This window comes from Tianweitania sediminis, from assembly GCF_017813335.1.
Taxonomy (GTDB): domain Bacteria; phylum Pseudomonadota; class Alphaproteobacteria; order Rhizobiales; family Rhizobiaceae; genus Tianweitania; species Tianweitania sediminis.
The window spans coordinates 1-22,117 of sequence record NZ_JAGIYY010000014.1 but is presented as its reverse complement, the minus strand read 5'-3'; the positions used below and the strand labels follow the sequence as shown (position 1 = coordinate 22,117).

The window sequence follows — 22,117 nt, the reverse complement described above, 5'->3', positions numbered from 1 at the left end:
GGTGGCGGCGCGTGGAATGCTCGAAATGGGAGCATCACCGCCAAGATGCGATATCAATTTGAAGATTGCACTGTACAAGCCTCGTCAGTGGGACATGAACCAACATATCTCAGCGTTACTCAGCATTTTCGTGGTTACACCCCCAAAAACGCGTTCGGCTAGCAAATTGCGTCCAAAGACTCCGGTCACAATGAGCTCAGCTTGCTCACGCCGAGCTTGCTCGAGTAGGCTTGAGCAAGCGTCTCCAGTGGTATTGGGGATATGCAAATACTGCGCTTTTGCGCCATGACGGCGCAGATGTGCTGCTACTGCATCGAGCCGTTCGCTCGAAACTTCATCCCCCACGCCCACTACTGAAACGCTCTCTGCGCGGACAAGCAGAGGAAGTGCATCATGAACCGCACGGCGCGCCTGCGCCGTGTCCTTCCAAGCGACCAGGATGCGGGAGAAGCGAACTTCCCCAAATGAGTGCCCGAGGCGCAGCACCGGCACACCGGCGCCAAGGGCGACGTGAGCCGGGTTCAGCAACACGCTTTCCTCTTCAGCTGACGAATCTGTGATCAGCAAGTCTGCGGTCAGAAGGTGCGCCTGCATTGAAGCGGTAGGTTCGCCAATTCCCGAACACCAGTGGACTTCGTCAGAATCGGCACCGAAGACGTTGTCAACGATGGCCCGGCTGGACGCCAAGGCCCGCTCCATCAACCTGGTCTGCTCTTCGGCCCAGAAAACACTCGGAGCCAAGACGTCTTTCATAGACGTTTTTGGCCATGCATAGGAAGCGACCGAGATTTTGGCATCAAACGCATTGGCCATCTCGCGCGCAAATCGAAGGGTGTCTGTCAGATTGCTTCGCGGACACGCATCGACAACGATCTCACAAAATTTCGTCACGGTTGCAGCTCCAATAAGACTGATCAAACAATATACGTTGACGGTGATCGCGACATCTATTCACCCTTTTTCGATCAGATGGCGGCTTACCCCCTTACCTCGGTAGCATCTCAGGTTGCTTGAGGTTCAAGCGCGGTCATCTCTGTTTCGCTGCGACAAAAGGGCATGCAGAGATACTGATGTCCGAGGCAATGACGGCTCGCTGAGAGTGCCTGTTCGACCGGCAAGGCGCAACGTCACTAACAAAGGCGGCGATCCTATTGACCGGAGGGTGCTGCACAGATCAGGAACTGGCCTCGTCACAGTTGTTCGATCACAACTGCCTGATCGGCACGCAAGGCATTCCGCTTTTCGGCGCCGAGCTTCGATTTTGGGTGTGCTTCGGCTTCGCGACAGTCTGCAATCAAAGGTCTCAGCTTTCTTGGAATTAGCCCGCGTATCCCAGTCTACTCGTGCAGTCTAGTCGGCGTTTAGGCAGCGAGAACACGAAGCCTGCGGCACGTTCTCCGAAGCGCTGCCCTTGCCAGAAGGGTTGGAACTTGTGCTATCTCGACCCAACCCACATTTCTTGGGTCGGGAGACGCAGGTTCGGGGGCACAACCCGTCGAATGGTAGCAGGGTACGATTGGCTGAGAGCGTTGCATATCGATCCGATTGATATCGTCAAGATCTGTAAAGAATGCGGCCTTCGCTTGACGGGTCAGCGCCGCGTAATTGTTGAGCTTCTTCAGCAAGCGAGTGATCATCCCGACGCTTTGGAACTGCATCGGCGTGCGACAAAAGTCGATCCACGTATCGCGCTTTCGACGATCTACCGTACACTTAGCCTTCTCGAGGAAAAAGGTGTCCTTGAGAGGCACGTTTTTGGGAGCGGACCTGCTCGCTTCGAGCGCGCCGACGCGGAACACCATGATCATCTCATCGACGTAGAATCGGGCCAGGTGGTCGAATTTCGGTCCGATGAGATCGAGCGGCTTCAGCAGCAAATCGCGCGGGAGCACGGCTTCGAGATTATCAGCCATAGGCTTGAGATTTATGTAAGACCCTTGCAAAGGCGGAAGCGGGAGTCCTGAAGTCACCAAGTAGAAGGTAGGCAAGCGGTGGCCTAGAGGCGGCAAAGGGCTACAGCGTCTGGCTGGAGACCGCATCGGTTTTGCATACAGGAATGATATTGACTCACTGAATCTAGGTTTGATTACGCGGGAGTTCTTCAACATGACAAGCAAGCTACGTCTGGACATTCCGGTGCTTCTGCCTGAGGTGGACGATATGGCGGACGCTTGCGTCAATCGCCTCACCGCCGATCTTGCGGCTCGAGAGGGCGTTGAAAAGGTCCATATCGTTCCTGCTGAAGCTGAGTTTCCTGCCAGGCTTTGCCTCCATTACGACCCGGAAGTTCTCCCCCTGGCGAGGATCCGCGAGATTACCCAGGCCGCCGGCGCGCAGATCACGAGCCGCTTCGGGCATCTGACGTGGAATGTCTCAGGCATAGGTCATGAACGTCGCGCCCGTACGGCCGCCGAAAAGCTACGGGCTATGAAGGGGGTCCTCGAAGCGGAAGCGAACGCCGCGGGCACCGTCCATGTCGAGTTCGATCGCGAGGCCATATCTAAAGATGCCATAGACGAGGCCCTGCGCAGCCTCGGCGTCCGGCGAACGGGGGAGCCTGCATCCGTTCCGGGAGGCGGCAAGGACGCGCATGTCGGTCACGACCACGGGCCGGCAGGCGAAAAGCACGACGAAGGCGACGGCCACGATCATGCGCATGGCGAGTTCCTTGGGCCGAACACCGAACTGATCTTCGCCCTGTCGAGCGGGGCGTTGCTGGGCATCGGCGTCGCCATCGAGTATCTGGTGGCCGGCGCGCCGCACTGGCTGCCCACGGCCTGCTTCATCGCGGCCTATTTCTTCGGCGGCTTCTTCACCCTGCGCGAGGCCATCGACAATCTGCGTCTCAGGCGGTTCGAGATCGACACGCTGATGCTGGTCGCGGCGGCCGGCGCGGCCGCGCTCGGCGCGTTCGAGGAAGGCGCTCTGCTGCTCTTCCTGTTCAGCCTCGGACACGCGCTCGAACACTACGCCATGGGCCGCGCCAAGCGCGCGATCGAAGCCCTGGCCGAGCTTGCCCCTCCGGTCGCGACCGTCAGACGCGATGGGGAGACCCGCGAGATTCCTGTGGAGGAGTTGGTGGTCGGTGACATCGTCGTCGTGCGGCCCAACGAGCGGCTTGCCGCCGACGGCTTCCTCGTCAGGGGCACGACCAGCATCAATCAAGCGCCCGTAACCGGCGAGAGCATCCCCGTCGACAAGCGTCCGGTTGCGGACGTCGCGATCGCTAGGGAGCGGCCCGATTCCGTGGACGGCGCTTCGCGCGTGTTCGCCGGCACGATCAACGGTTCCGGCGCAGTCGAGATCGAGGTGACGCGCCGCTCCACCGACAGCGCGCTCGCCAAGGTGGTCAAGATGGTGAGCGAGGCGGAGGCACAGAAGTCGCCTACCCAGCGCTTTACCGAGAAGTTCGAGCGGTTCTTCGTGCCGGTGGTTCTGGCGCTCGCGGTTGTGATGCTGTTCGGCTGGGTCGTCGTGGACGAACCGTTCCGAGATAGTTTCTATCGGGCGATGGCAGTGTTGGTCGCCGCAAGCCCCTGCGCGCTCGCGATCGCCACGCCGAGCGCCGTCCTGTCGGGCGTCGCCCGCGCCGCGCGCGGTGGCGTGCTGGTCAAGGGCGGCGGGCCGCTGGAAAATCTCGGCTCGCTGACGGCGATCGCCTTCGACAAGACCGGCACGCTGACGGAAGGCAAGCCCCGCATCACCGACATCGTCACCGCCGAGGGCGTCGCCGAGCGGGATTTGCTGGAGGTGGCCGTCGCCGTCGAGAGCCTGAGCGACCATCCGCTGGCCGAGGCTATCGTGCGCGACGGCAGGGAGAAACTGGACGGACGGGCTGTTGCCGAAGCGTCCGACCTTAAGAGCCTTACAGGCAAGGGTGTGATGGCGACACTCAAAGGCCAGACAGTCTGGATCGGCAAGGCCGAAATGTTCGGCTCCGATGGCATCCCATATCTGGGCACCGCTATGACCGAGGCGATCGCGCGGCTCAGAGACGGCGGCCGTACGACCATGGTGGTTCGCCAGGGCGATCGCGACCTCGGCGCGATCGGGTTGATGGACACGCCACGCACGGCCGCGCGGGACGCGCTGGCAAAGCTGCACGAGATCGGCATCACGCGCATGATCATGATCTCGGGCGACAACCAGAAGGTCGCCGACGCGATCGCTAGGGATGTCGGACTCGATGAAGCCTGGGGCGATCTGATGCCCGAGGACAAGGTGGAAGCGATCAAGAAGCTGCGCTCCGAAGGCAAGGTCGCCATGGTTGGAGACGGCGTCAACGATGCGCCGGCGATGGCGAGCGCGACGGTCGGCATCGCCATGGGCGCTGCCGGGTCTGACGTCGCCCTGGAGACAGCCGATGTCGCGCTGATGGCCGACGACCTGGCGCACCTGCCCTTCGCCGTTGGGCTCAGCCGCCGGACCCGCTCGATCATCCTCCAGAACGTGGTTGTCAGCCTCGGCATCGTCGCCGTGCTCGTACCTGCGACGATCTTCGGTTTGAGCATCGGGGCGGCGGTCGCTGTGCATGAAGGCTCGACCCTGCTCGTAGTCTTCAATGCCTTGCGCCTGCTTGCCTACCGCGATCCCTATCGGGCGGCAGCGTAGATTCGGTGTTCTGGCGCATTCTGACGGCGTACGCCGTTGGTAGGAACTCTGTGATGAGATAAAGGCCGCAGCAGTATCTCCGGAGGACCTTGGAACGCATAGATGACGTGGAGAGCATGGGCCAGCCCAGCATTTCGGATCATCGTCGTCCAAGGCTCGCTATCAGGACGGATCGTGCTGACCGATGCCACGAACGGCAGACTTCATCGCGAAGCCATAGCAGATGACCCTTCATGTTGAAGAAGGCCTTGCGCTGATTTGTGCGTCGCCGGGGCATACGACTATCTCAATTTTCACGAGAGGAGCTATTGACCCTCGAGGAACTGCAGGTTTGAGATTGGGCGTCATCGTCCATTCAAACATGCGAAGGAACCACCGATGACGACATCAAGAATTATCGAGTTCAATATTGAGGGCATGGATTGCGCCGATTGCGTCAGCACCATCGAGAGTGAGGTGCGAAGGCTACCGGGCATCGCGGCTGTAAAGGTTTCGTTGGTCGATAACAGTGCTCTTGTGAAGCTCGATACAACCAAAGTGTCAGAGAGTGCGATTTACGACGCCGTCGAACACGCGGGCTACGCAGTTCAGCGATGATCGATGCATTCCCATTCCGTTGGCATAGGCCAGAGCAGCTAGCGCGGCTCGGTTTGATTGAGGACCTAATGGGTTTCGAAAATGTCGAGGTGCTGCCGAATGCGGAAGTGGCCGCCTTCGACATCCGTCCGAAGCTCGGTCCCTGGTATTCGCCTGCGCTGCGATAGACTGCCGTCTACATTGTTACCCGAAGGTAATGGATCATTTCGATCAGGTGTAGCGAACAAGCTTCGGCATCGGCCCATCCTTAGCCTTAGCGGACTGTACGCTTTGTCTCGGTGTGCTGTCGGATCCGGCTTTTGCAATGAACACCGAGGTCGGGAATAAACTTGCGCCTGGGTCTTGAACCTCATCCAACTAGAGGCGCTAACGACTTCCAGCGGTTGCGTGTGCTGATCAATCGCTTCGCGTTGAAGCGCCTCTGATCACACAACGGTTGGCGAAGTGGCTGCGGGAGCGTCGGGATGATTATCGAACTCGGGCATTTTGCCCTGGTACTGGCCTTTTCCCTCGCGGTGGTACAGTTCGCTGTACCCCTCGTCGGCACGCAGTTCGGTGACTCGAGATTGACTGGCGTCGCAGGGCCGGCAGCAATGATGTGCTTCCTGCTGACCATGCTGTCATTTGTCGCACTGACGGTTGCTTACGTTCAGTCCGATTTCTCGGTGGCAAATGTCTGGCAGAATTCGCACTCGGCCAAACCAATGCTTTTCAAGATCACGGGTGTGTGGGGAAACCACGAAGGCTCGATGCTTCTGTGGGTGCTGATCCTCACATTTTTTGGCGCATTGGTCGCTTGGTTCAGCGGGAACCTGCCCATGACACTTCGGTCGAATGTTCTTTCGGTGCAAGGGCTTGTGGCGGCGGCATTCCTGCTCTTCATCCTGATGACTTCGAACCCGTTTGCTCGCATGGTTCCGGTTCCTATGGAAGGACGCGATCTCAATCCGATCCTTCAGGATATCGGCCTCGCGATACACCCGCCTCTGCTCTATTTGGGCTATGTAGGATTCTCAGTTTGCTTCAGCTTCGCGGTTGCCGCTCTCATCGAGGGAAAAATTGACGCTGCCTGGGCGCGCTGGGTACGGCCATGGACGCTGACCGCGTGGATTTTCCTCACGGGCGGCATTTCGATGGGGTCCTATTGGGCTTACTATGAACTTGGTTGGGGAGGCTGGTGGTTCTGGGACCCGGTAGAAAACGCGTCCTTCCTGCCATGGCTAGCGGGCACGGCACTGCTTCATTCCGCGATTGTAATGGAGAAGCGCTCGGCGCTAAAAATCTGGACGCTGTTGCTCGCAATCCTGACCTTCTCGCTTTCGCTGCTTGGCACCTTTCTTGTTCGCTCCGGCGTGTTGACGTCCGTACACGCTTTCGCCAGCGACCCAGCGCGTGGTGTCTTTATCTTGATGATCCTCGTTCTGTTCATTGGTGGTGCATTGTCACTGTTCGCGGCGCGGGCCAATGCTTTGACACAGGGCGGACTGTTTCATCCGATTTCGCGTGAAGGAGCGTTGGTCTTCAACAACCTGTTTCTCACGACAGCGGCCGCAACAGTGCTGATCGGAACGCTCTATCCGCTTGTGGTCGAGGTGGTAACAGGCGACAAGATCTCGGTTGGCGCTCCCTTCTTCAATCTGACCTTTGTCCCTCTCGTGGTCCCGCTGCTGCTAGCGGTACCGTTTGGGCCCCTGCTCGCTTGGAAACGCGGCGATCTCTATGCCGTCTCCCAACGATTGTACGCCGCTTTGGGGGGCGCGCTATTGGCGGCGCTCGTCGCTGTCTTCCTTGTCGATGGTGTCAGCGCGTTGGCAGCTTTTGGAACTGGTCTCGCATTTTGGCTGATGTTCGGAGCTCTCACCGACATTGCGTTAAAATCTGGCATAGGCTCGATCTCTTTTTCTGTCGCCTGGAGTCGCTTCAAAGGGCTGCCGCGTTCGGTTTACGGAACGGCTATGGCACACTTCGGACTAGGGGTTACCGTGCTAGGGATCGTCTCGGTCACGTCGCTCGAAATCGAACGGATTGAGGTCATGCGCCCCGGTGAAACATTGCCAATCGCCGGATATACACTGAGTTTCAAAGGCATAGCGCCATATCAAGGCCCGAACTTTTCCGAGGAACAAGGTCGATTTGTCTACACCGACAAAGCTGGTCAAGTGCTCGGTGAAATCATCTCGTCCAAGCGGCTCTACAGCGCGCGTCAAATGCCAACCACAGAGGCTGGAATTGCGACCCGCGGTTTCAGCCAGATCTACGTGTCGATTGGCGACGCCACGCCCGACGGCGGCTTTGTGGTGCGCGTATGGTGGAAGCCGCTCATTCTATTTATCTGGCTTGGAGGAGTAGTGATGATGCTGGGCGGCGCAGTGTCGCTGTTCGATCGCAGGCTCCGTGTCGGGGCGCCAGCACCGCGCAAGGTGAAGGGCATGACCAAGGCGGAGGTGGCAGCGTCATAGGCGCGGCTTTCTGAGCTCTACGATCGGTCCTCGGTTGAGCGAGCGCTGTTCGTCTGAATAATCCGCCCTGCGGAATGCCGCTATCTTTCCCCAAGCGGAATGTCTGCCTTGGCCGCTCGCTGAGCACGGCGGCGCTTGGAGCGCGTTGCCGAACAGATTGGTCTATTGGTCGCGAATGCAATCCTGCTTGCGGCGCTCGCCTTGCCGGATTGGAAACAAAAGTAGAGCGTGGTATTCACATTTTGAGGAGTGTCGAGAAGCGAAGCTTCGGCGAACAAAAGGTGCATACCACGACGACGGTCCGAAATCGGCTCGATCTCACGCTGGACGGAGAGGTAGGAGGTTGCCGTTCCGGGCTTCCGGTCCGTCGATGAACTCCTTCGTATGCGACGGACAAGGAGATCGGGAACAGGTGCATGTCAAAGTCGGGAAGCATCTAGATATCGCTTCGTGGTGGTGGAACGCTTCTGCAGGCCTGATGACGCAGTTCATGATGGTCGCCGGCGTCGTGCTCATCGCCGGCATGCTTGTCATTGGCCTCTGGGTGACATCGGAGATCGAGGATGGTGTGACCGACAATGCGGGCGCAGTAACCGCACTTTATGTCGATGCCATCATAGCGCCTGTAACGCAGGAAATCGGTGAAACCGGCCTCCTCAGCGCGGATGCAACGCTTGAGCTCGAACACATCCTGCGTCGCGGTGCTCTGCGGGACGAGGTTTCCGCGTTTAAGCTCTGGGGTCCGGACGGCCGTGTCATATTCAGCGACAATCCGGGCATCGTCGGGCGCATACTTGATCTGAGTCCCGGTCTGACGAGCGCCTTGGCCGGCAGGGTCGACGCCGCGTTTGCGCGACGGTCACATCCCGACAACAACGTCGAAAGCCTCGGCGACGAACCTCTTCTCGAGGTTTACAGCCCGGTTCGTTCGGCAAAGACAGGCGAGATCATCGCCGTGGCCGAATTCTACACAACGGCTGACAAACTACGGCAACATCTCTTCGATGCACGTCTGAGAAGCTGGCTTGTCGTGGGCCTGGTCTCGCTCGGCATCTTTTCGGCGCTCTATATCGTCTTCGCGCGCGGCAATCGCACCATTTCGCAACAAAGCGAGGCGCTCCGCGAGAAGGTTCAGCAGCTCTCGTTCCTGCTTGAGAAGAACAGCGTTCTCGCCCGGCGGGTAGAGCAGGCAAATCACCGGATCGCCGAATTGCACGAGCGCACGCTTCGCCGGATTTCCGCGGAGCTTCACGACGGTCCCACGCAATTGCTGGCTTTCGCCGCATTGCGGCTCGACGATCCCAAGAACCAGCAGCAGGAACAGGTTCGACAGGCCGTCAACGAGGCCATGCAGGAGATTCGCTACATCTGTCGCGGGTTGGCGCTGCCCGAGCTTGAAGGCTGGTCGGTGGCGACGGTAGCAAGGCGTATCGTGGCGGCGCATGAGGCCCGCTGCGGCCACAAGGTGTCGATGAAGTTGGCGGAGGATCTGCCGGAGCTCCCGCTTGCCGCCAAGACCTGTATTTATCGCTTCCTGCAGGAAACGCTGAACAATGGATCGAAGCACGCGGGCGGCGCCCGACAGGCAGTTTCGATCCGCAGGATCGTGGAAGGCATGGAGGTCGAGGTCCGCGATGATGGTCCTGGTTTCGAGCCGGACGAGTGTAGCGAAGGGCTCGGGCTTCTCGGTCTGCGCGAGCGTGTCGCGGGACTGAAGGGAAGCTTCCGTGTAGATACTCGGAAGGGAGCAGGCACGAGCGTCGTGATGCGTTTGCCGACTGGCGCGGAGGTCGAGCATTCATGACCCGTATTCTGATCGTGGACGATCATCCGATCTTTCGCCAAGGGCTGTTCATGGCGCTGTCGGAAGCCAGCGACCTGTGCGTTTGCGGCGAAGGTTCTTCGGCGCAGGAGGCTGTGGATCTGGCCCGCGAGCTAAGGCCGGATGTCGTTCTGCTCGACCTTTCGATGCCAGGCGGCGGATTTGCCGCGTTGGAACGCATCCGTACCTCGGAACCCGATCTGCGTATCGCCGTGCTCACCGCTTCGGAAGACAGTGAAGACGTGCTGAAGGCACTGAGGCTGGGTGCACACGGTTATGTCCTGAAGGGCGTCGGCGGCAGAGCATTGATCGAGGCGGTGCGTGATGTCGCCCGTGGTGTCGGCCATGTCACGCCGACGCTGGCCGCGGAAATCCTCTCGGCAGGACGAATGTCCGACGCCAGTGTTGACCAACCGATGCAGCAGGAGCCCGGTTCCGTTGGCAAGTACCTTCTGTCGCAACTCACGCCACGAGAGACCCAGGTTCTCAAACTGGTGGCGACCGGCTGCTCGAACAAGGAAGTCGCCCGTCAGGCCGATATCCAGGAAAAGACGGTCAAGCATCACATGACCCACATCCTGCAAAAGCTCAATGTGCGCAACCGTACCGAGGCTGCGCTGGTCCTGAGAAACTGCGAGAAAGCCCAATGAGCTTATAGGACTTTGGTCTGATATCCTCGGCCAATGGTCCTAAGACAGTGTTAAACTGGACAATTTCAGAATAGTTATCTGTAGGTAGACCGATGGGGGATGGTCTTTGCTCCGGGGTTGTTGTTTGCGCGCGTCGCGCAAGAGCTCCTCGGAACATCCACCCGCAGGTATTCTGAACCGACCGCACCTGGCGTGCTCGCTGGCTGGCTGTGCATTCGTTCGCAGCTGCCACGGTGGTTCCGCCACGACGCGCCGTTGCTGACCGTCATGTCGGGACTTCCTTGCGATCCTGCTCTGAGGGTGCGGGTACATCAAGGAAGGAACGACTATGAAGAAAACACTTTTGGCAGGCCTCGGTCTCGTGCTCGGCCTGACCTCGTTTGCCGCTGCCGAGACGGTCACGATCTATTCGGGCCGTGGCGAGACGCTGATAGCACCGCTGATCAAGCAGTTCGAAGCCGAAACCGGCGTAACTGCAGAAGTCCGCTACGGCGGCACCTCGGAACTTGCCACCCTGCTGCTGGAAGAAGGCGCCAAAAGCCCTGCGGACGTCTTCTGGGCACAGGATGCCGGCGCTCTCGGCGCACTTTCTTCCGCGTTTGCAGATCTTCCAGCTGAAGTGAACGAGACGGTGCTGGACGCTTTCCGTAACGACGCCAACAAGTGGGTAGCGACCTCGGGCCGCACGCGTGTGCTGGTCTATTCAACCGAACGGGTCAAAGACGATGACCTGCCGAAGAACATCGCTGACCTGACAAACGAGAAATACAAGGGTCGCGTCGCGTGGGCGCCGACCAATGGTGGTTTCCAGGCCTTCGTCACCGCGTTCCGCCTGACCAAAGGCGACGAGACCGTCAAAGCATGGCTGAAGGCGATGATCGCCAATGAGGCGAAGGTCTATCGCAATAACGGCACCCAGATCGATGCCATAGCCAATGGCGAAGTCGATTTCGGCCTGATCAACAACTACTATCTCGGCCGCTACACCGCTCGCGATGCGGAGTTCCCTGTCGGTCAGACCACATTCGCAGCCGGGGACATTGGCAATCTCGTGCTCGTCGCCGGCGCCGGCATCGTCGAAGCGAGCGACAACAAGGAGAACGCCCGCAAGTTCATCGATTTCCTGCTCTCGCCCGCCGCCCAGCAGTTCATCACCTTGCAGGGCTACGAGTATCCGGTTCGCACCGGCATTATCCCGCACGCCACGCTTGAGCCTCTCGAGGCCGTCAACGAGATCAGCCCGAAGGTCGACACCAACACGCTCGGCGATCTCGAAGCCACGCTGAATCTGCTGCGCGAAGTCGGTCTGCTCTGATCGGCTCGTGACGGTTCTGGCCACGTTCACGAGGGCGGGGCGCACACCCAGCCCTCCACTCCTGCTTGTCGTGCCCGCGCTGGTCGTGGGCATCGGCACACTCTTGCCCGTCTTCTACCTGCTTATGCGCGCGCTCGATGCCGATGCGTCGCAGCTCGGTGAGATCGTCTTCCGCCAGCGCAACCTGTTTCTTCTTCTGAACACGCTTAAGCTCGTGGCGGTCGTGCTCACGCTGGGTACGCTGTTTGCCCTGCCAGCCGCATGGCTGGTGACGCGCACGGACATCCGCTTCAAGGGCCTTCTGTCGTTCCTCATGGCGTTGCCGCTCGCCGTTCCCGGCTATGTGATGGCCTATGCGTTGCTGGGGCTCTCCGGCTATTACGGATTCGCCCGGCAATGGGCCGGCATCTCGCTGCCGCCCCTGCACGGGCTCTGGGGCGCGGGCCTTGCCCTGTCGCTCTACACCTTTCCCTACCTGTTCCTGAACCTGCGGGCGGCGTTTCTCGGCATGGATCCTGCGCTCGAGGAATCCGCGCAAAGCCTAGGCAAATCGCGCCTGGTCATCTTTCGCCACATCGTTCTTCCTCAGCTCTGGCCCGCTATGGTCGCAAGTTGGCTGATCGTCGGTCTTTACGTGATCGGCGATTTCGGCGCTATCGCGCTGATGCGCTACGAGGTTTTCAGCTACGCCATATTCACTCAGTACAGCGGCGCTTTCGACCGCACCTATGCCGCGTGGCTGTCTCTGATGCTGCTGGCGCTGACTGTCGTGGCGTTGAGCGCACAGCGCGCGGTCACGCGCAACCGTCGCTTCGCGCGTACCGGAACCGGCTCCGCGCGGATCACCCGGCCAATTGGCCTTGGCCGCTGGCACCTGGCTGCCTGGGCGTTCTTCGCGCTGGTCGTGCTATGCTCGCTCGGATTGCCGTTGATGGTTCTCGGCCACTGGATGCGGCTCGGAGTGCCGGAAGCCGAATGGGCGCATCTTGGTCGCACTGCCCTCGGTACATTCTTGACCGCGGGCCCGGCCGCAGTCCTGACAATGGTGCTCGCGGTGCCGGTCGTCGTTTTGACGTTGCGCCATCCAGGACCGTTCGCCTCACTGATCGAGAGGCTGGCTTTCGTGGGATACGCGACCCCGGCGCTGGCCTTCGCACTGGCCATGGTGTTCTTCGCGCTACGGAACGCGCCATTCCTCTACCAGAGCTACGCGCTGCTGATGTTCGCCTACGTCATGAGCTTCGTCGCGCTTGCGTTCGGACCGATCCGGCTTGCGCTTCTGCAGATTGGCACGAGGCAGGAAGAGGCCGCCCGCGCCCTTGGAGTCTCGCCCACGACGGCCTTCATGCGTGTCGTCCTGCCCCGCTTGCGTCGGCCGATGGTCGCCGGATCCCTCCTGGTCTTCATCATGGTCGTGAAGGAACTGCCAATCACCTATCTGCTCGCCCCTATGGGTTACAGCACACTGGCCATGAACGTCTTCAGCCGAACCAATGAAGGTATGATGGGGGACGCGGCGCCGTTCGCGCTCAGCATTATCTTGTTCTCCAGCCTCTTCGTGGGGCTGATCCTGAAATACGAAGGCAGCGCCGCGCGCGCTGCCGGGAAGTGAATGCGCATGACCGACAATATTCTTCTTTCCGTCCGCAGCCTGACTCGGCGCTTCACCAGTAGCGGACCCGCAGTCGTCGACGATCTTTCATTCGATCTTGATGCGGGCGAGATTCTTGCGCTGATCGGTCCTTCGGGTTGCGGCAAGACGACGACACTGCGGATGATCGCCGGCTTCGAGACGCCGGATGCCGGCCGGGTGCTGCTTTCGGGGCGGGATTTAACCTCGATGCCTGCGGAACAACGGGGCATCGGCATGGTGTTCCAGGACTACGCGCTGTTTCCCCACATGACTGTCGGTGAAAACATCCGGTTTGGCGCGCGGCGGAAAGGACGGGAGATGGTCGCGCGCTATCTCGGCATGGTCGGCCTCGATGGATTTGACCAGCGCTATCCCGATCAGCTCTCCGGCGGGCAACAGCAGCGTGTGGCTCTTGCCCGCAGCTTCGCGGCCGAACCCCGCCTGATCCTGCTGGACGAACCCTTCTCCAATCTCGACGCCGCTTTGCGCAGCGCGGCACGACGCGAGATCCGGCGTCTGCTCAAGTCGGCCGGAATCGCGATCGTCTTCGTCACGCATGACCAGGAGGAAGCGTTGAGCTTTGCCGATCGCATCGCGGTCATGCGCGACGGACGCATTCTGCAAAACGGCGCGGCGCACGAGGTCTATGACCGGCCGGCCGATGCGTTCGTTGCGACCTTTCTGGGACGCACGAATCTTCTGGAAGGGACCGCTGAAGGTGGCTTCGTGCGGACCTCGCTCGGGTTGCTGCCCCTGACGCGCCCCGCATCAGGCCGGGTGAGCATTTCTCTGAGGCCTGAGCGGCTCGGGATTCGCGCCGTGGAGGCGGACGAGCAGCCGAACGGCCGCATCGTGGCGGTGGAGTTCAAGGGACATGACATGACCTACTGGGTCGACTGCAACGGCGTCGAAGTGCAGGTCGACGCCATGCAATCCATCCGGCTGGCGGAGGGGACGCCGGTGTGCGTCGCCGTGGACGGGGAAGCTGTGCCGCTAGGAGACAGCAAACAGTGACGCAGTTTCGAAAAATACGACTAGCGATATCGTGATCGAAGGAGCGGTCACGATCCCTATCGACGCTCAACGACGGCGTGAAGTTTTCAGCGCACGGTTGCTGTCATAGGTACGTCGGCATTGGTAATGGAGACCCATTTGCCACTATGCCGGCTCGATTGGATCTTGAGATAGGTGTAGTCGGTATTGTGCCATTCAACCACCTTCTCATTCAGATTATCGAGAACGAAATCCCCTTTGTCGGTGCGCACGGTCAGCACAGCATGACCCTCGCCATTGCGTTGACGCAGCACCGTGATCAGTAGATTGGACATAGACAGTCCGGCGTTTCGCAGTTCCAGTTGCTTGGCCAGGACATATTCTTCGCAATCGCCAGCCCCGTTTACCGGGTACGTCCAAAATTCTTCGACGCCATAGAGTTCCATATCCGAAACCGGCCTGACTTGACGATTGATTGCGGCATTGACCGACACAATCTTACGCCACATCGAGTCCGTTAGTTTCTCGCGCTTTGGTGCAATCGTCGTGATTGAGCATTCGTCAGGATTGGACTGGCAAAACTCGTAGTGACCAATCGGTTGGGATGTCAGGCGTCCCACTTCCATCGCCGAATCCGCTAGGGCAGGAGCAATCGAGAACAGAACACTCAAAATCGCTCCAACAGCAAATGATCCGGACCGCCGCCCCACGTTCGTACGCATCACAACCCCAATTCTTGCTTAACAAAAGGTTAAGCTGAGAGGTTGGAGATCGTCAATTGAACGGCTGTACAAAGAGCAAACGTAGTTAACTGCGGATCATACGATCAACGAAGGAGATCCTTCAGCCGTACCCTTCTGCGAAAGGATGTTGCGCGATCGGCGCGCTCGCCAAAGCTGGAATTGGGGCAAGGCATGTTCGCTCGCTTCGAACCGCGAGCGAACATGTTGGTCACGCACAGCAGGTCAAGATTCCTTGCGACGGATGATCTGAAGCCGGTCGCAACCTTGCTTTGTCGTGGCGGATCAGCCTTCGCCGATCAACCTCTTGAGCTTCGCTAGCATCACGCTCATCGCTTCCTCATAAGCCATGGTCCCGAAGAACTTGCCGTACGCATCCATCAGGATAACCGACGCTGTGTGGTCCATCGTGTAGTCACCATCGTCGAGTAGCACCTTCGTATAGTAGATTTTGAAGGCTTTGGCCGCTGCGTCGATCTGCTCCGGTGTTCCGGTTAAGCCGATGATGCGACTATCGAAGGCGGTGAGATACTGTTTCATTTCCTCGGGACCGTCACGCTCCGCGTCAACGGAGATAAAGACGAGGTTCAACTTGTCAGCATCGGAGCCAAGCTGGTCGGCGAGCGCCGACAGCTCGGACAGGGTCGTCGGACAAACCTCAGGGCAGTAGGTGAACCCGAAAAAGATGGCGCTGGGTTTACCAAGCAGATCCTTCTCAGTCACGGCCTGCCCGTCGACGCCGGTCAGGGTGAACGGCCCCCCGACCGTCGCCACTCCGCTGCCGCGTGGCCCTCCCCCCGTTGATTTCGACCCCGTAACAATCGTGAAACCAACGACGGTGAGCACCACCGCAAGAATCGCGGCAGCGATGAGCCCTATTCTGCGGCCTCGCATCAGTTACTCTCCCCGTGCGACATGGATGAGCTGCCACCACTGGGATTCTCGCCACCGTTTGGCCTGGAAGAGCCAAGCGGCCCGGCAACAAGTTCTATATCGACCGGATTCGACTTTTCAAACTTGAGCGTGAGCGGGATCCTTTCGCCTTGGGTGATTGGTCTCTTCAGCCCCATGAGCATCAGGTGGTATCCTCCTGGCGCCAGTTCTGCGGTCTGCCCCGCCGGTATTTCCAAACCCTCGGGAACAGGGCGCATCTTCATGATGCCGTCCACCATCTCCATTTTGTGGACCTCGACACGATCAGCAATCTCCGACGAAGCGCCAAGAAGCGTGTCGATGACCGTGCCCTTGTTGGTCAAGGTCAGATAGCCCCCGCCAACCTTCGCCGCCGGCGGCGTTGCACGGGTCCAGGGCTGCGTGATCTCGATTTCGGCTGCTTTTGCTTCAAGACTGAGTGCGGGAATGGAAAGGGCGAGAAGTGCTGCTGTGATTGCAGCGCGAGCGGAACTGAACATCGTATTCTCCAAATGAATGCATGTTGGGGCACACTTCGGGGGCATGCCGCGATAGGGATCAGATGGAGAAACGCGGGGGCCCACGTGCTTCAGGAAGTGTCCCCTGTCCGCCCGTGGGGACTGCGCGGGAAATCGAAGGGAACGCGCTTACCAGACTTGCGGTTGGGACAAGCCAATGTGTCCCGCTTACGGGCGGCTCGATAACTGGGCCCGCCATGCTGGCCGCTTTGCAAAAAGCTCTACAGCATTTTTGAGCCACATCTTCGAGCGGATCGCTCGCTGGCTGATCGGCGTTACCGGATGGAGCGCAAATGACAAACGAGGGACCGAATTGATCGGTTGCCATAAGTGTCGTCGCATACGCGGTTGCAAGTCCCTGCAATAGGACCACATAGGCAAGGAGACCTATGAGAAGGCCGTCTTTCCAGTGTCTCTTTCGTGAGCAGGCCGACTTGCACATCACCATATTCTAAATCGGCGCGACAAGCGCTGTCGATGCGACATAGTAATTCGCAGACTGCATCAGCCCATGGTGCCGCGACATTTTGCGGTTTCGATGCGACAGTAAAGTTCGTGGTCACCGCATGGGTCAAACGCGGATTAGTATCGGCGTGTCATCGTCGAAGACATTGTGGTGGCATCGTTTTCAGACAGGTGTGGTGAACTCCGGATCCCTTCGCATTCTGTCACTGAGAACGCTGTCGATCCGCTTCCGTACCAAGAGAAATTTCTCCAGCTCACTCTTCGAAAGCAGTTGCCCATCCGGCAATCGCACTCGCATCGGATCAACCTTGGAGCCATTGACGATCAATTCGTAGTGGAGATGATTTCCGGTAGAAAGGCCTGTCGATCCGACATAGCCGATGATCTGTCCTTGGCGGATTCGTTCGCCAGGGAGAACACCTTCGGCGATCTTGCTTTGGTGGTTGAACGTGGTCTGGTAACCATTTGCATGGCGAATAACGGTTTGGCGGCCGTATCCGCCGTTCCATCCCGCCTTCTCGACCACACCGTCTCCGGGTGCGATGATAGGGGTGCCGCGTGGCGCCGCCCAATCAATTCCGGTATGTGGGCGGGTGTATCCGAGGACAGGATGTCGCCTTTTTCCGAAGCCGGATGTGAAGCGGCCATCAGGGATCGGATTGCGCAGAAGAAACTGGCGGGCGCTGCGCCCGTTCTCATCAAAGTAGCCGATTGTGCCGTCACTCGCCTGATATCTGTAGAAAGTGCGCGGGACACCATCAAAATCGGCCTTTACGAAAAGCAACTCTGAACCGTTCGTCGCCTTACCCTCATCGTCCGGCTGAGAGAAAAACACTTCGATTTTGTCCGACGGATTCAGCGGTGATTTTAGGTCCGCTGTCGTTCCGAGTATCCTTACCAGCTGTCGGGTCATGGGGCGCGTCAAACCATGAGCGAAAGCAGCACGATAGATGCCGTCGTATAAAGCTGGGGGTTTGTCAGGTTCGGTGGCTGTGGGTTGATGAGTTGTGTCGATGGCTGCCGCCATTGTTGCATTGGGCTGTGGTTCGCGGCCGTCTACGAGCTGTTGGCGATCGTTCAAGGCGACAGTGAAGACATGTTGGCTCTTTGAATAGACGCTCGCCCTCACGATTTCTGAACTGTCCTGACGCAATTCAATCCCAAGCCGCAGCAGGCTACCGCCTTTCAGAAAAGGGGACCCATTCTTCCGCATCAGTATCTTCGCCAAACGACTTGACCGCTCACCAATGTAACCCGCCTGCGCCAGCGCATCATCAATTCCACGATCAGTTGCAAATGGAATGACGTCCTCGACATATTCCATGCGCCGAGAATCTCCTGCTACTGCGACTGACATGTTCTCAGGTACAATTCGGATTCCGTACGACTGTCCAATCCCACTTGTTCCGACCGCTTCGCCAAATCGTTGCGGGTCAACATGCTGGAGAGCCGTGACCTGGACATCGCCATCCGTAAGGACAGCAGCAATATTTCGCACCTCCAGCTCAATATCTTGCGTTGCTATATCATCTTCGTCATCAAACCTTTCTGATGCGAGCGGAAAGTCTACCAAACGAAGTCTGACCTCGCTCTCGACGCGGGCACCGTAAATATTGCCAGTATTCGCATTGTTCAGCGCTGGTTCTTCGTCAAACAATTCGAGCGGGTTGAAGGGGGCATATGAGCGGCCGGTGCTGTGTTCGGCAGCCATCGTCATGCTGACCCGGAGAAAGGGTGTCGTGCGTACAAGGTCGCCGTCGCGATTTGGTGTTATGGTGGAGATATCAAAGCGCTGAGTGTCGTTCAGATTCGACAGGATTCGCGGAGAGAGCAGCCTACCGGTCTTCGTGACGGTCGGTTGGTTTGTGGATTCGCCGAGCGGCGATTTCTCGACGAGTTCACGTGGGGGACTCAGAGCCTGCCTACTATCAAGAGTCGCAAGCAATGCACCGCCCATCAGGACACATGACGTAAATCCTGTGAGGAACGTCCCGGACAGCCATCGTATGGATACCTCGCGCGCATCTGGTGGCTTTCCACGACCGCCCGCGACCAAAGGCGGTTCATTCCCCAGTGTTGCGGCTGTATCTTCGAACGACATGGACGGGAGCTGATATCCTCGATAACTTATGGATCAGGCGTTACCCGGCGCCACCAAAAGGCGGACATGCCTGCCTCCACAGGCGGGGATGGAAAGAGATCAAACGCCGGATCGATTTCCGTATTGGTGCTCTAATGCGTGCAACGCAGATGTTGCTCTGCGACTTGCTTTTTCAGGTCCTTCCAAGCGGGTCTAACCGCAGCCTCGTTAGGACCTCATCCCCCTAGAGGGTCAAGGGACAAATTGTCCGAATAGGCTCGCAGGAGATTTGAGCGCCATCGCTTGTCCTGCACCCAGGTATTGGTGATCGAGGCTAGGACCTACCAACGTGGAATCTCGCACGGCCGGGACAATGCTCCCGAAGCGCAGCGCAACACAGTGACTGCAGCCGACGTTTTCGTTGAAGGACACTCTGCAATTGCGATCTGCGAGCGCCTCGGTCCCCTTTGATCATCAGACTATCCGCGATCGTGAACTAGGCTGCGCGCTTCTTGGCCGTGTTTGGTTGCTGCGGCTCGGCCTTTTTTGCAGGCGGTGCAACCGTAACGACTTCCGTCGCTGCATATCGCGTGTTGTCGAGTTCGGCAGTCTCCGCGGCTTTTCCATGACCAACTTTTTGCCAGTATCCCGGCCGCGGACGGGCGACATCGAAGGCATCACATGCCTGTGCAACATGCATATCTCTGACGCCGTAGTGCCTTGCAATCTCGGTCATCGGCTTGGACCAGATCAGTTCATGGAGTTCGGCGCGGCTTAGCTTCAGCATGGTAATTCCTTTTGATTTGGCCGTATTCAGCTTCTCGATCGGCCATGGTGTGACCTCCCCTTCCCATTCCGGCACTACCAAATCTACGGCTATTTAACCGCAGCGACAGCCCCAAAAATTCAGCATTCTCCGATGGCGTAGACATGCTAATCTTTCACTCCTTTGGTCGGTTCGAGTGCGGTGGTTTTTGGAATTTCACGATGGATCGATGAACGGCGCGCCATTAGGAAGCGATGGCAGGCTGACGCTCGTGAATTGATCGGGCAGGACGAACCTGGTGCCTACTATTCAGCCCAGCGTCTGGCGGCACGCGCTCGCGTGCACAGTGATAATGATGAGTTTTGGCATTGGGCAAAAGTTGCTTCGGAGATCGCAAGGCTTTCGCCGGTCGCCGAGATGGATGGAAGTGTCGTAGAGCGTATCGTAGAAGAAGAACTTGGGTTCAGCAGATTGCCGGAGCAGGAGTGACGACCCTGTGGGGGTGTTCGATTTGGTGGTATTGAAGGCTGGACCTCCGAAACTCTCACAGGCGCTCCTGATGGCCTGCGCGATGTGTACCGCGGAGCGAATCCATGATGATCTTCTTGCCGTCCTCGTAGTCGGCGCCCGCCTGTTCGGCGATTCGGTCGGTCATCGCGACGGCCGCCTCGGTCTCAGCCCAGCCCGGCAAAACCCGCACCACGCGAACTCCCTTCCCTGTCGAGCCACGTAAGGCTCACTATAGCGTGGTTCTCCAGTTGGGACTAACGTCGAAGTCGTCGGGTCGTGTTTGCTGCACTCCCGGGGAGCGACGGGCCGTCTCTATCACATGCCTAGAAGAGCGTAGCCGCGGCACCATGGCTTCACGACGCTCGCTCAGGTCCGCGCAAGGCGCTTTTGGACGAGTTGCTTGCTCAAAACCAGCAGGACAGAGGCAAGAGCCATCTAGCCGACCTGGCTGCGACACTATGTGGTAGCGACCTGCCACACTGTCGGGAAGAAGGTGGTCTAGTTGGAGCCAGTTATTCCCAAGGCTTAGAGTCAGCTTATGAAGGCACCCGCCACTCCGCATGTTTGCGCTTCATGCCGTCGAGAGCTTCCCCGGGCGGCTGTGCGTTGCCCTTGGTGCCTCGCAAAATCCACGGAACTCAATGAGCACCGAAAGCTGCCAATCTTATCTACCGCGACATAAATCCGTCGAGCTGCCGGCCAAAGTAGCTAGGCTCCGACTGAGGCGGACAACGGACTATCCGGCTTACGCAGCTTATTGGGTAACGTTGCGAGCATCTAGTGCAGCTTGCACCTCGGCGTAGAGTTCGGACTCGATCTCGACGATCAGGGCGAGGGAGCGAACTCAGATAGGGAATAAAATGCTTGCGACTGTCCCATTGCCAGGCTTCGATGTGATAGAGAACGATCCGCCTAAGGCCTGCACCATCTGACTGACCGCCGTCAGCCCCAGCCCGTTGTGAGGCCCCGACTTGGTTGTAAAGAATGGTTGTATGATCTTATCCACGATACCGGGACCGATACCCGTACCATCGTCGGATACGTTGAGGACGATCCATTTCCGCCAGAAGCGCCAGTTGTATCCCTTACATTGATGCCACCGACGCGCAGCTTCTTGATCGCCGATTTGAAGTAACGCTCCGCGCTCGCAGGATCGACCCCATAGATGCTCGCCATGCGATCATAGACCGATCGCCGGGTATCGGCCGTGCGGCGAACGAGCATCAACTCGAGCACTTGTCGCTCGCGCAGAGACAACTGCCTGACGCTTACGTCTGCGCGGTCAGATACCGTCTCGGCGAGCCTGACCGAATAGGCATTGGGACGGATCGACGCGAGAAGCTCGTGCAGCCGTGATCGGGTCAGACCTGTCTTGGACGAATAGGCCTGCACGCCTAGAACGCGCAACATCTCGGCCTCATCAGCCGTATCGTTGCCGGTTAACACGATATGTGCGGCTCCCGTCGACGCCTCGACGACGGTCTTGACTAAGCTAATCCGGCCGTCTGCATTAAGAGGATCCGCGCCAGGCAGGCCGGGATCGATCATTACGAGATCGAAGGATGCAGATTCCAGCAGCCGGAGCGCCATAGCCAAAGTGGATGCGCCGAGCACCATGTAGGTAGGAAAGTGCTCCTGAACCACCTCAATCAAGGTGGAACACATGAGATTCTGATCTTCGATCACGAGAGCGCGAGGCATTGGCAGGGCAGATTCAATCAGCGGACGTTTTGCGAGAACGGCCAGTCCTAGAATCCGGCAGATCTCAAGTAGGGATAAAGCCGTCCCTATCATCCGCGGCAGGGTTCGTGAATCCATTTCGGCTTGTGATGAGCAGCGATGGAAATTGGGTGTGCAGCGTAGATCTTGGAAAGGCATTGGCCATCGTCGGATCCTTATCGTTATGACCGCCTTTGCAGCCATCTGGAGCGCACCCCATTTTGACCGGACACGCGGCATAGCTGATAAGGCATAGGCATACGCCTATGAGTAAGACTATGTCCAAAGCCTCTGACGCTCCGTTCAGCAGGGTCGAAGTCATCACAT

General features: G+C 58.7%; 18 protein-coding genes. 9 read left to right on the top strand and 9 right to left on the bottom strand.

The annotated features are described in order from the left end of the window. Positions 1-84: 84 nt before the first annotated feature. Positions 85-891: a universal stress protein gene (locus J5Y06_RS22395; RefSeq protein WP_209337435.1), complete on the bottom strand. Its 807-nt coding sequence runs from the start codon at positions 889-891 to the stop codon at positions 85-87. Positions 892-1,499: 608 nt separating this feature from the next. Between J5Y06_RS22395 and J5Y06_RS22390 the strand changes: the two genes are divergently transcribed. The 9 genes from J5Y06_RS22390 (at position 1,500) to J5Y06_RS22350 (ending at position 14,101) form a co-directional block, all read left to right on the top strand. Beyond that, positions 1,500-1,964, top strand: a complete 465-nt coding sequence (locus J5Y06_RS22390) for a Fur family transcriptional regulator (RefSeq protein ID WP_209337434.1) — start codon at positions 1,500-1,502, stop codon at positions 1,962-1,964. Positions 1,965-2,106: 142 nt separating this feature from the next. Continuing rightward, positions 2,107-4,611, top strand: a complete 2,505-nt coding sequence (locus J5Y06_RS22385) for a heavy metal translocating P-type ATPase (RefSeq protein WP_209337447.1) — start codon at positions 2,107-2,109, stop codon at positions 4,609-4,611. A gap of 378 nt (positions 4,612-4,989) precedes the next feature. After that, entirely contained in the window at positions 4,990-5,208 is a 219-nt protein-coding gene (locus J5Y06_RS22380; protein ID WP_209337433.1) for a heavy-metal-associated domain-containing protein, read from the top strand. A gap of 467 nt (positions 5,209-5,675) precedes the next feature. Continuing rightward, the gene (locus J5Y06_RS22375; RefSeq protein ID WP_209337446.1) at positions 5,676-7,667 is read left to right on the top strand and encodes a heme lyase CcmF/NrfE family subunit; all 1,992 of its coding nucleotides are present in this window, start codon (positions 5,676-5,678) and stop codon (positions 7,665-7,667) included. 478 nt (positions 7,668-8,145) lie between these two features. Further along, the gene (locus tag J5Y06_RS22370; protein ID WP_209337432.1) at positions 8,146-9,471 is read left to right on the top strand and encodes a sensor histidine kinase; all 1,326 of its coding nucleotides are present in this window, start codon (positions 8,146-8,148) and stop codon (positions 9,469-9,471) included. Beyond that, entirely contained in the window at positions 9,468-10,139 is a 672-nt protein-coding gene (locus J5Y06_RS22365; protein ID WP_209337431.1) for a response regulator, read from the top strand. Before J5Y06_RS22370 ends, J5Y06_RS22365 begins: the two co-directional genes overlap by 4 nt. A 361-nt stretch (positions 10,140-10,500) precedes the next feature. After that, on the top strand, positions 10,501-11,454 hold the full coding sequence (locus J5Y06_RS22360) for an iron ABC transporter substrate-binding protein (protein WP_342453480.1): 954 nt from the start codon (positions 10,501-10,503) through the stop codon (positions 11,452-11,454). A 7-nt stretch (positions 11,455-11,461) separates the two neighbouring features. Next, positions 11,462-13,066, top strand: a complete 1,605-nt coding sequence (locus tag J5Y06_RS22355; RefSeq protein WP_342453479.1) for an ABC transporter permease — start codon at positions 11,462-11,464, stop codon at positions 13,064-13,066. After that, entirely contained in the window at positions 13,067-14,101 is a 1,035-nt protein-coding gene (locus J5Y06_RS22350) for an ABC transporter ATP-binding protein (protein WP_342453478.1), read from the top strand. A gap of 86 nt (positions 14,102-14,187) precedes the next feature. On the opposite strand, the gene J5Y06_RS22345 is transcribed toward J5Y06_RS22350, so the two are convergent. The 8 genes from J5Y06_RS22345 to J5Y06_RS23215 all read right to left on the bottom strand — a co-directional run bounded on the left by J5Y06_RS22345 (position 14,188) and on the right by J5Y06_RS23215 (position 21,889). Beyond that, positions 14,188-14,802, bottom strand: a complete 615-nt coding sequence (locus J5Y06_RS22345; RefSeq protein WP_209337428.1) for a transglutaminase-like cysteine peptidase — start codon at positions 14,800-14,802, stop codon at positions 14,188-14,190. Between the two features lie 303 nt (positions 14,803-15,105). Next, the gene (locus tag J5Y06_RS22340) at positions 15,106-15,714 is read right to left on the bottom strand and encodes an SCO family protein (RefSeq protein ID WP_209337427.1); all 609 of its coding nucleotides are present in this window, start codon (positions 15,712-15,714) and stop codon (positions 15,106-15,108) included. After that, entirely contained in the window at positions 15,714-16,232 is a 519-nt protein-coding gene (locus J5Y06_RS22335; protein WP_209337426.1) for a copper chaperone PCu(A)C, read from the bottom strand. Before J5Y06_RS22335 ends, J5Y06_RS22340 begins: the two co-directional genes overlap by 1 nt. Positions 16,233-16,878: 646 nt before the next feature. Next, on the bottom strand, positions 16,879-18,816 hold the full coding sequence (locus tag J5Y06_RS22330; protein WP_209337425.1) for a M23 family metallopeptidase: 1,938 nt from the start codon (positions 18,814-18,816) through the stop codon (positions 16,879-16,881). 475 nt (positions 18,817-19,291) lie between these two features. Beyond that, positions 19,292-19,657 (bottom strand): hypothetical protein, encoded by a 366-nt coding sequence (locus J5Y06_RS22325; protein WP_209337424.1) that lies wholly within the window; start codon positions 19,655-19,657, stop codon positions 19,292-19,294. Between the two features lie 448 nt (positions 19,658-20,105). Continuing rightward, entirely contained in the window at positions 20,106-20,264 is a 159-nt protein-coding gene (locus tag J5Y06_RS22320) for a hypothetical protein (protein ID WP_209337423.1), read from the bottom strand. A gap of 651 nt (positions 20,265-20,915) precedes the next feature. Further along, positions 20,916-21,077 (bottom strand): ATP-binding protein, encoded by a 162-nt coding sequence (locus J5Y06_RS23655; RefSeq protein WP_385932645.1) that lies wholly within the window; start codon positions 21,075-21,077, stop codon positions 20,916-20,918. Beyond that, on the bottom strand, positions 21,014-21,889 hold the full coding sequence (locus tag J5Y06_RS23215; protein ID WP_245248307.1) for a DNA-binding transcriptional response regulator: 876 nt from the start codon (positions 21,887-21,889) through the stop codon (positions 21,014-21,016). The genes J5Y06_RS23655 and J5Y06_RS23215 overlap by 64 nt, the downstream gene beginning before the upstream one ends. Positions 21,890-22,117: the final 228 nt, after the last annotated feature.

Excerpts from the sequence above, each read along its gene's own strand:
- J5Y06_RS22390 (WP_209337434.1), top strand. The coding sequence starts at position 1,500 with ATGGTAGCAGGGTACGATTGGCTGAGAGCGTTGCATATCGATCCGATT.
- J5Y06_RS22385 (WP_209337447.1), top strand. The coding sequence starts at position 2,107 with ATGACAAGCAAGCTACGTCTGGACATTCCGGTGCTTCTGCCTGAGGTG.
- J5Y06_RS22380 (WP_209337433.1), top strand. The coding sequence starts at position 4,990 with ATGACGACATCAAGAATTATCGAGTTCAATATTGAGGGCATGGATTGC.
- J5Y06_RS22370 (WP_209337432.1), top strand. The coding sequence starts at position 8,146 with ATGACGCAGTTCATGATGGTCGCCGGCGTCGTGCTCATCGCCGGCATG.
- J5Y06_RS22365 (WP_209337431.1), top strand. The coding sequence starts at position 9,468 with ATGACCCGTATTCTGATCGTGGACGATCATCCGATCTTTCGCCAAGGG.
- J5Y06_RS22350 (WP_342453478.1), top strand. The coding sequence starts at position 13,067 with ATGCGCATGACCGACAATATTCTTCTTTCCGTCCGCAGCCTGACTCGG.
- J5Y06_RS22345 (WP_209337428.1), bottom strand. The coding sequence starts at position 14,802 with ATGCGTACGAACGTGGGGCGGCGGTCCGGATCATTTGCTGTTGGAGCG.
- J5Y06_RS22340 (WP_209337427.1), bottom strand. The coding sequence starts at position 15,714 with ATGCGAGGCCGCAGAATAGGGCTCATCGCTGCCGCGATTCTTGCGGTG.
- J5Y06_RS22335 (WP_209337426.1), bottom strand. The coding sequence starts at position 16,232 with ATGTTCAGTTCCGCTCGCGCTGCAATCACAGCAGCACTTCTCGCCCTT.
- J5Y06_RS22330 (WP_209337425.1), bottom strand. The coding sequence starts at position 18,816 with ATGTCGTTCGAAGATACAGCCGCAACACTGGGGAATGAACCGCCTTTG.
- J5Y06_RS23215 (WP_245248307.1), bottom strand. The coding sequence starts at position 21,889 with ATGGATTCACGAACCCTGCCGCGGATGATAGGGACGGCTTTATCCCTA.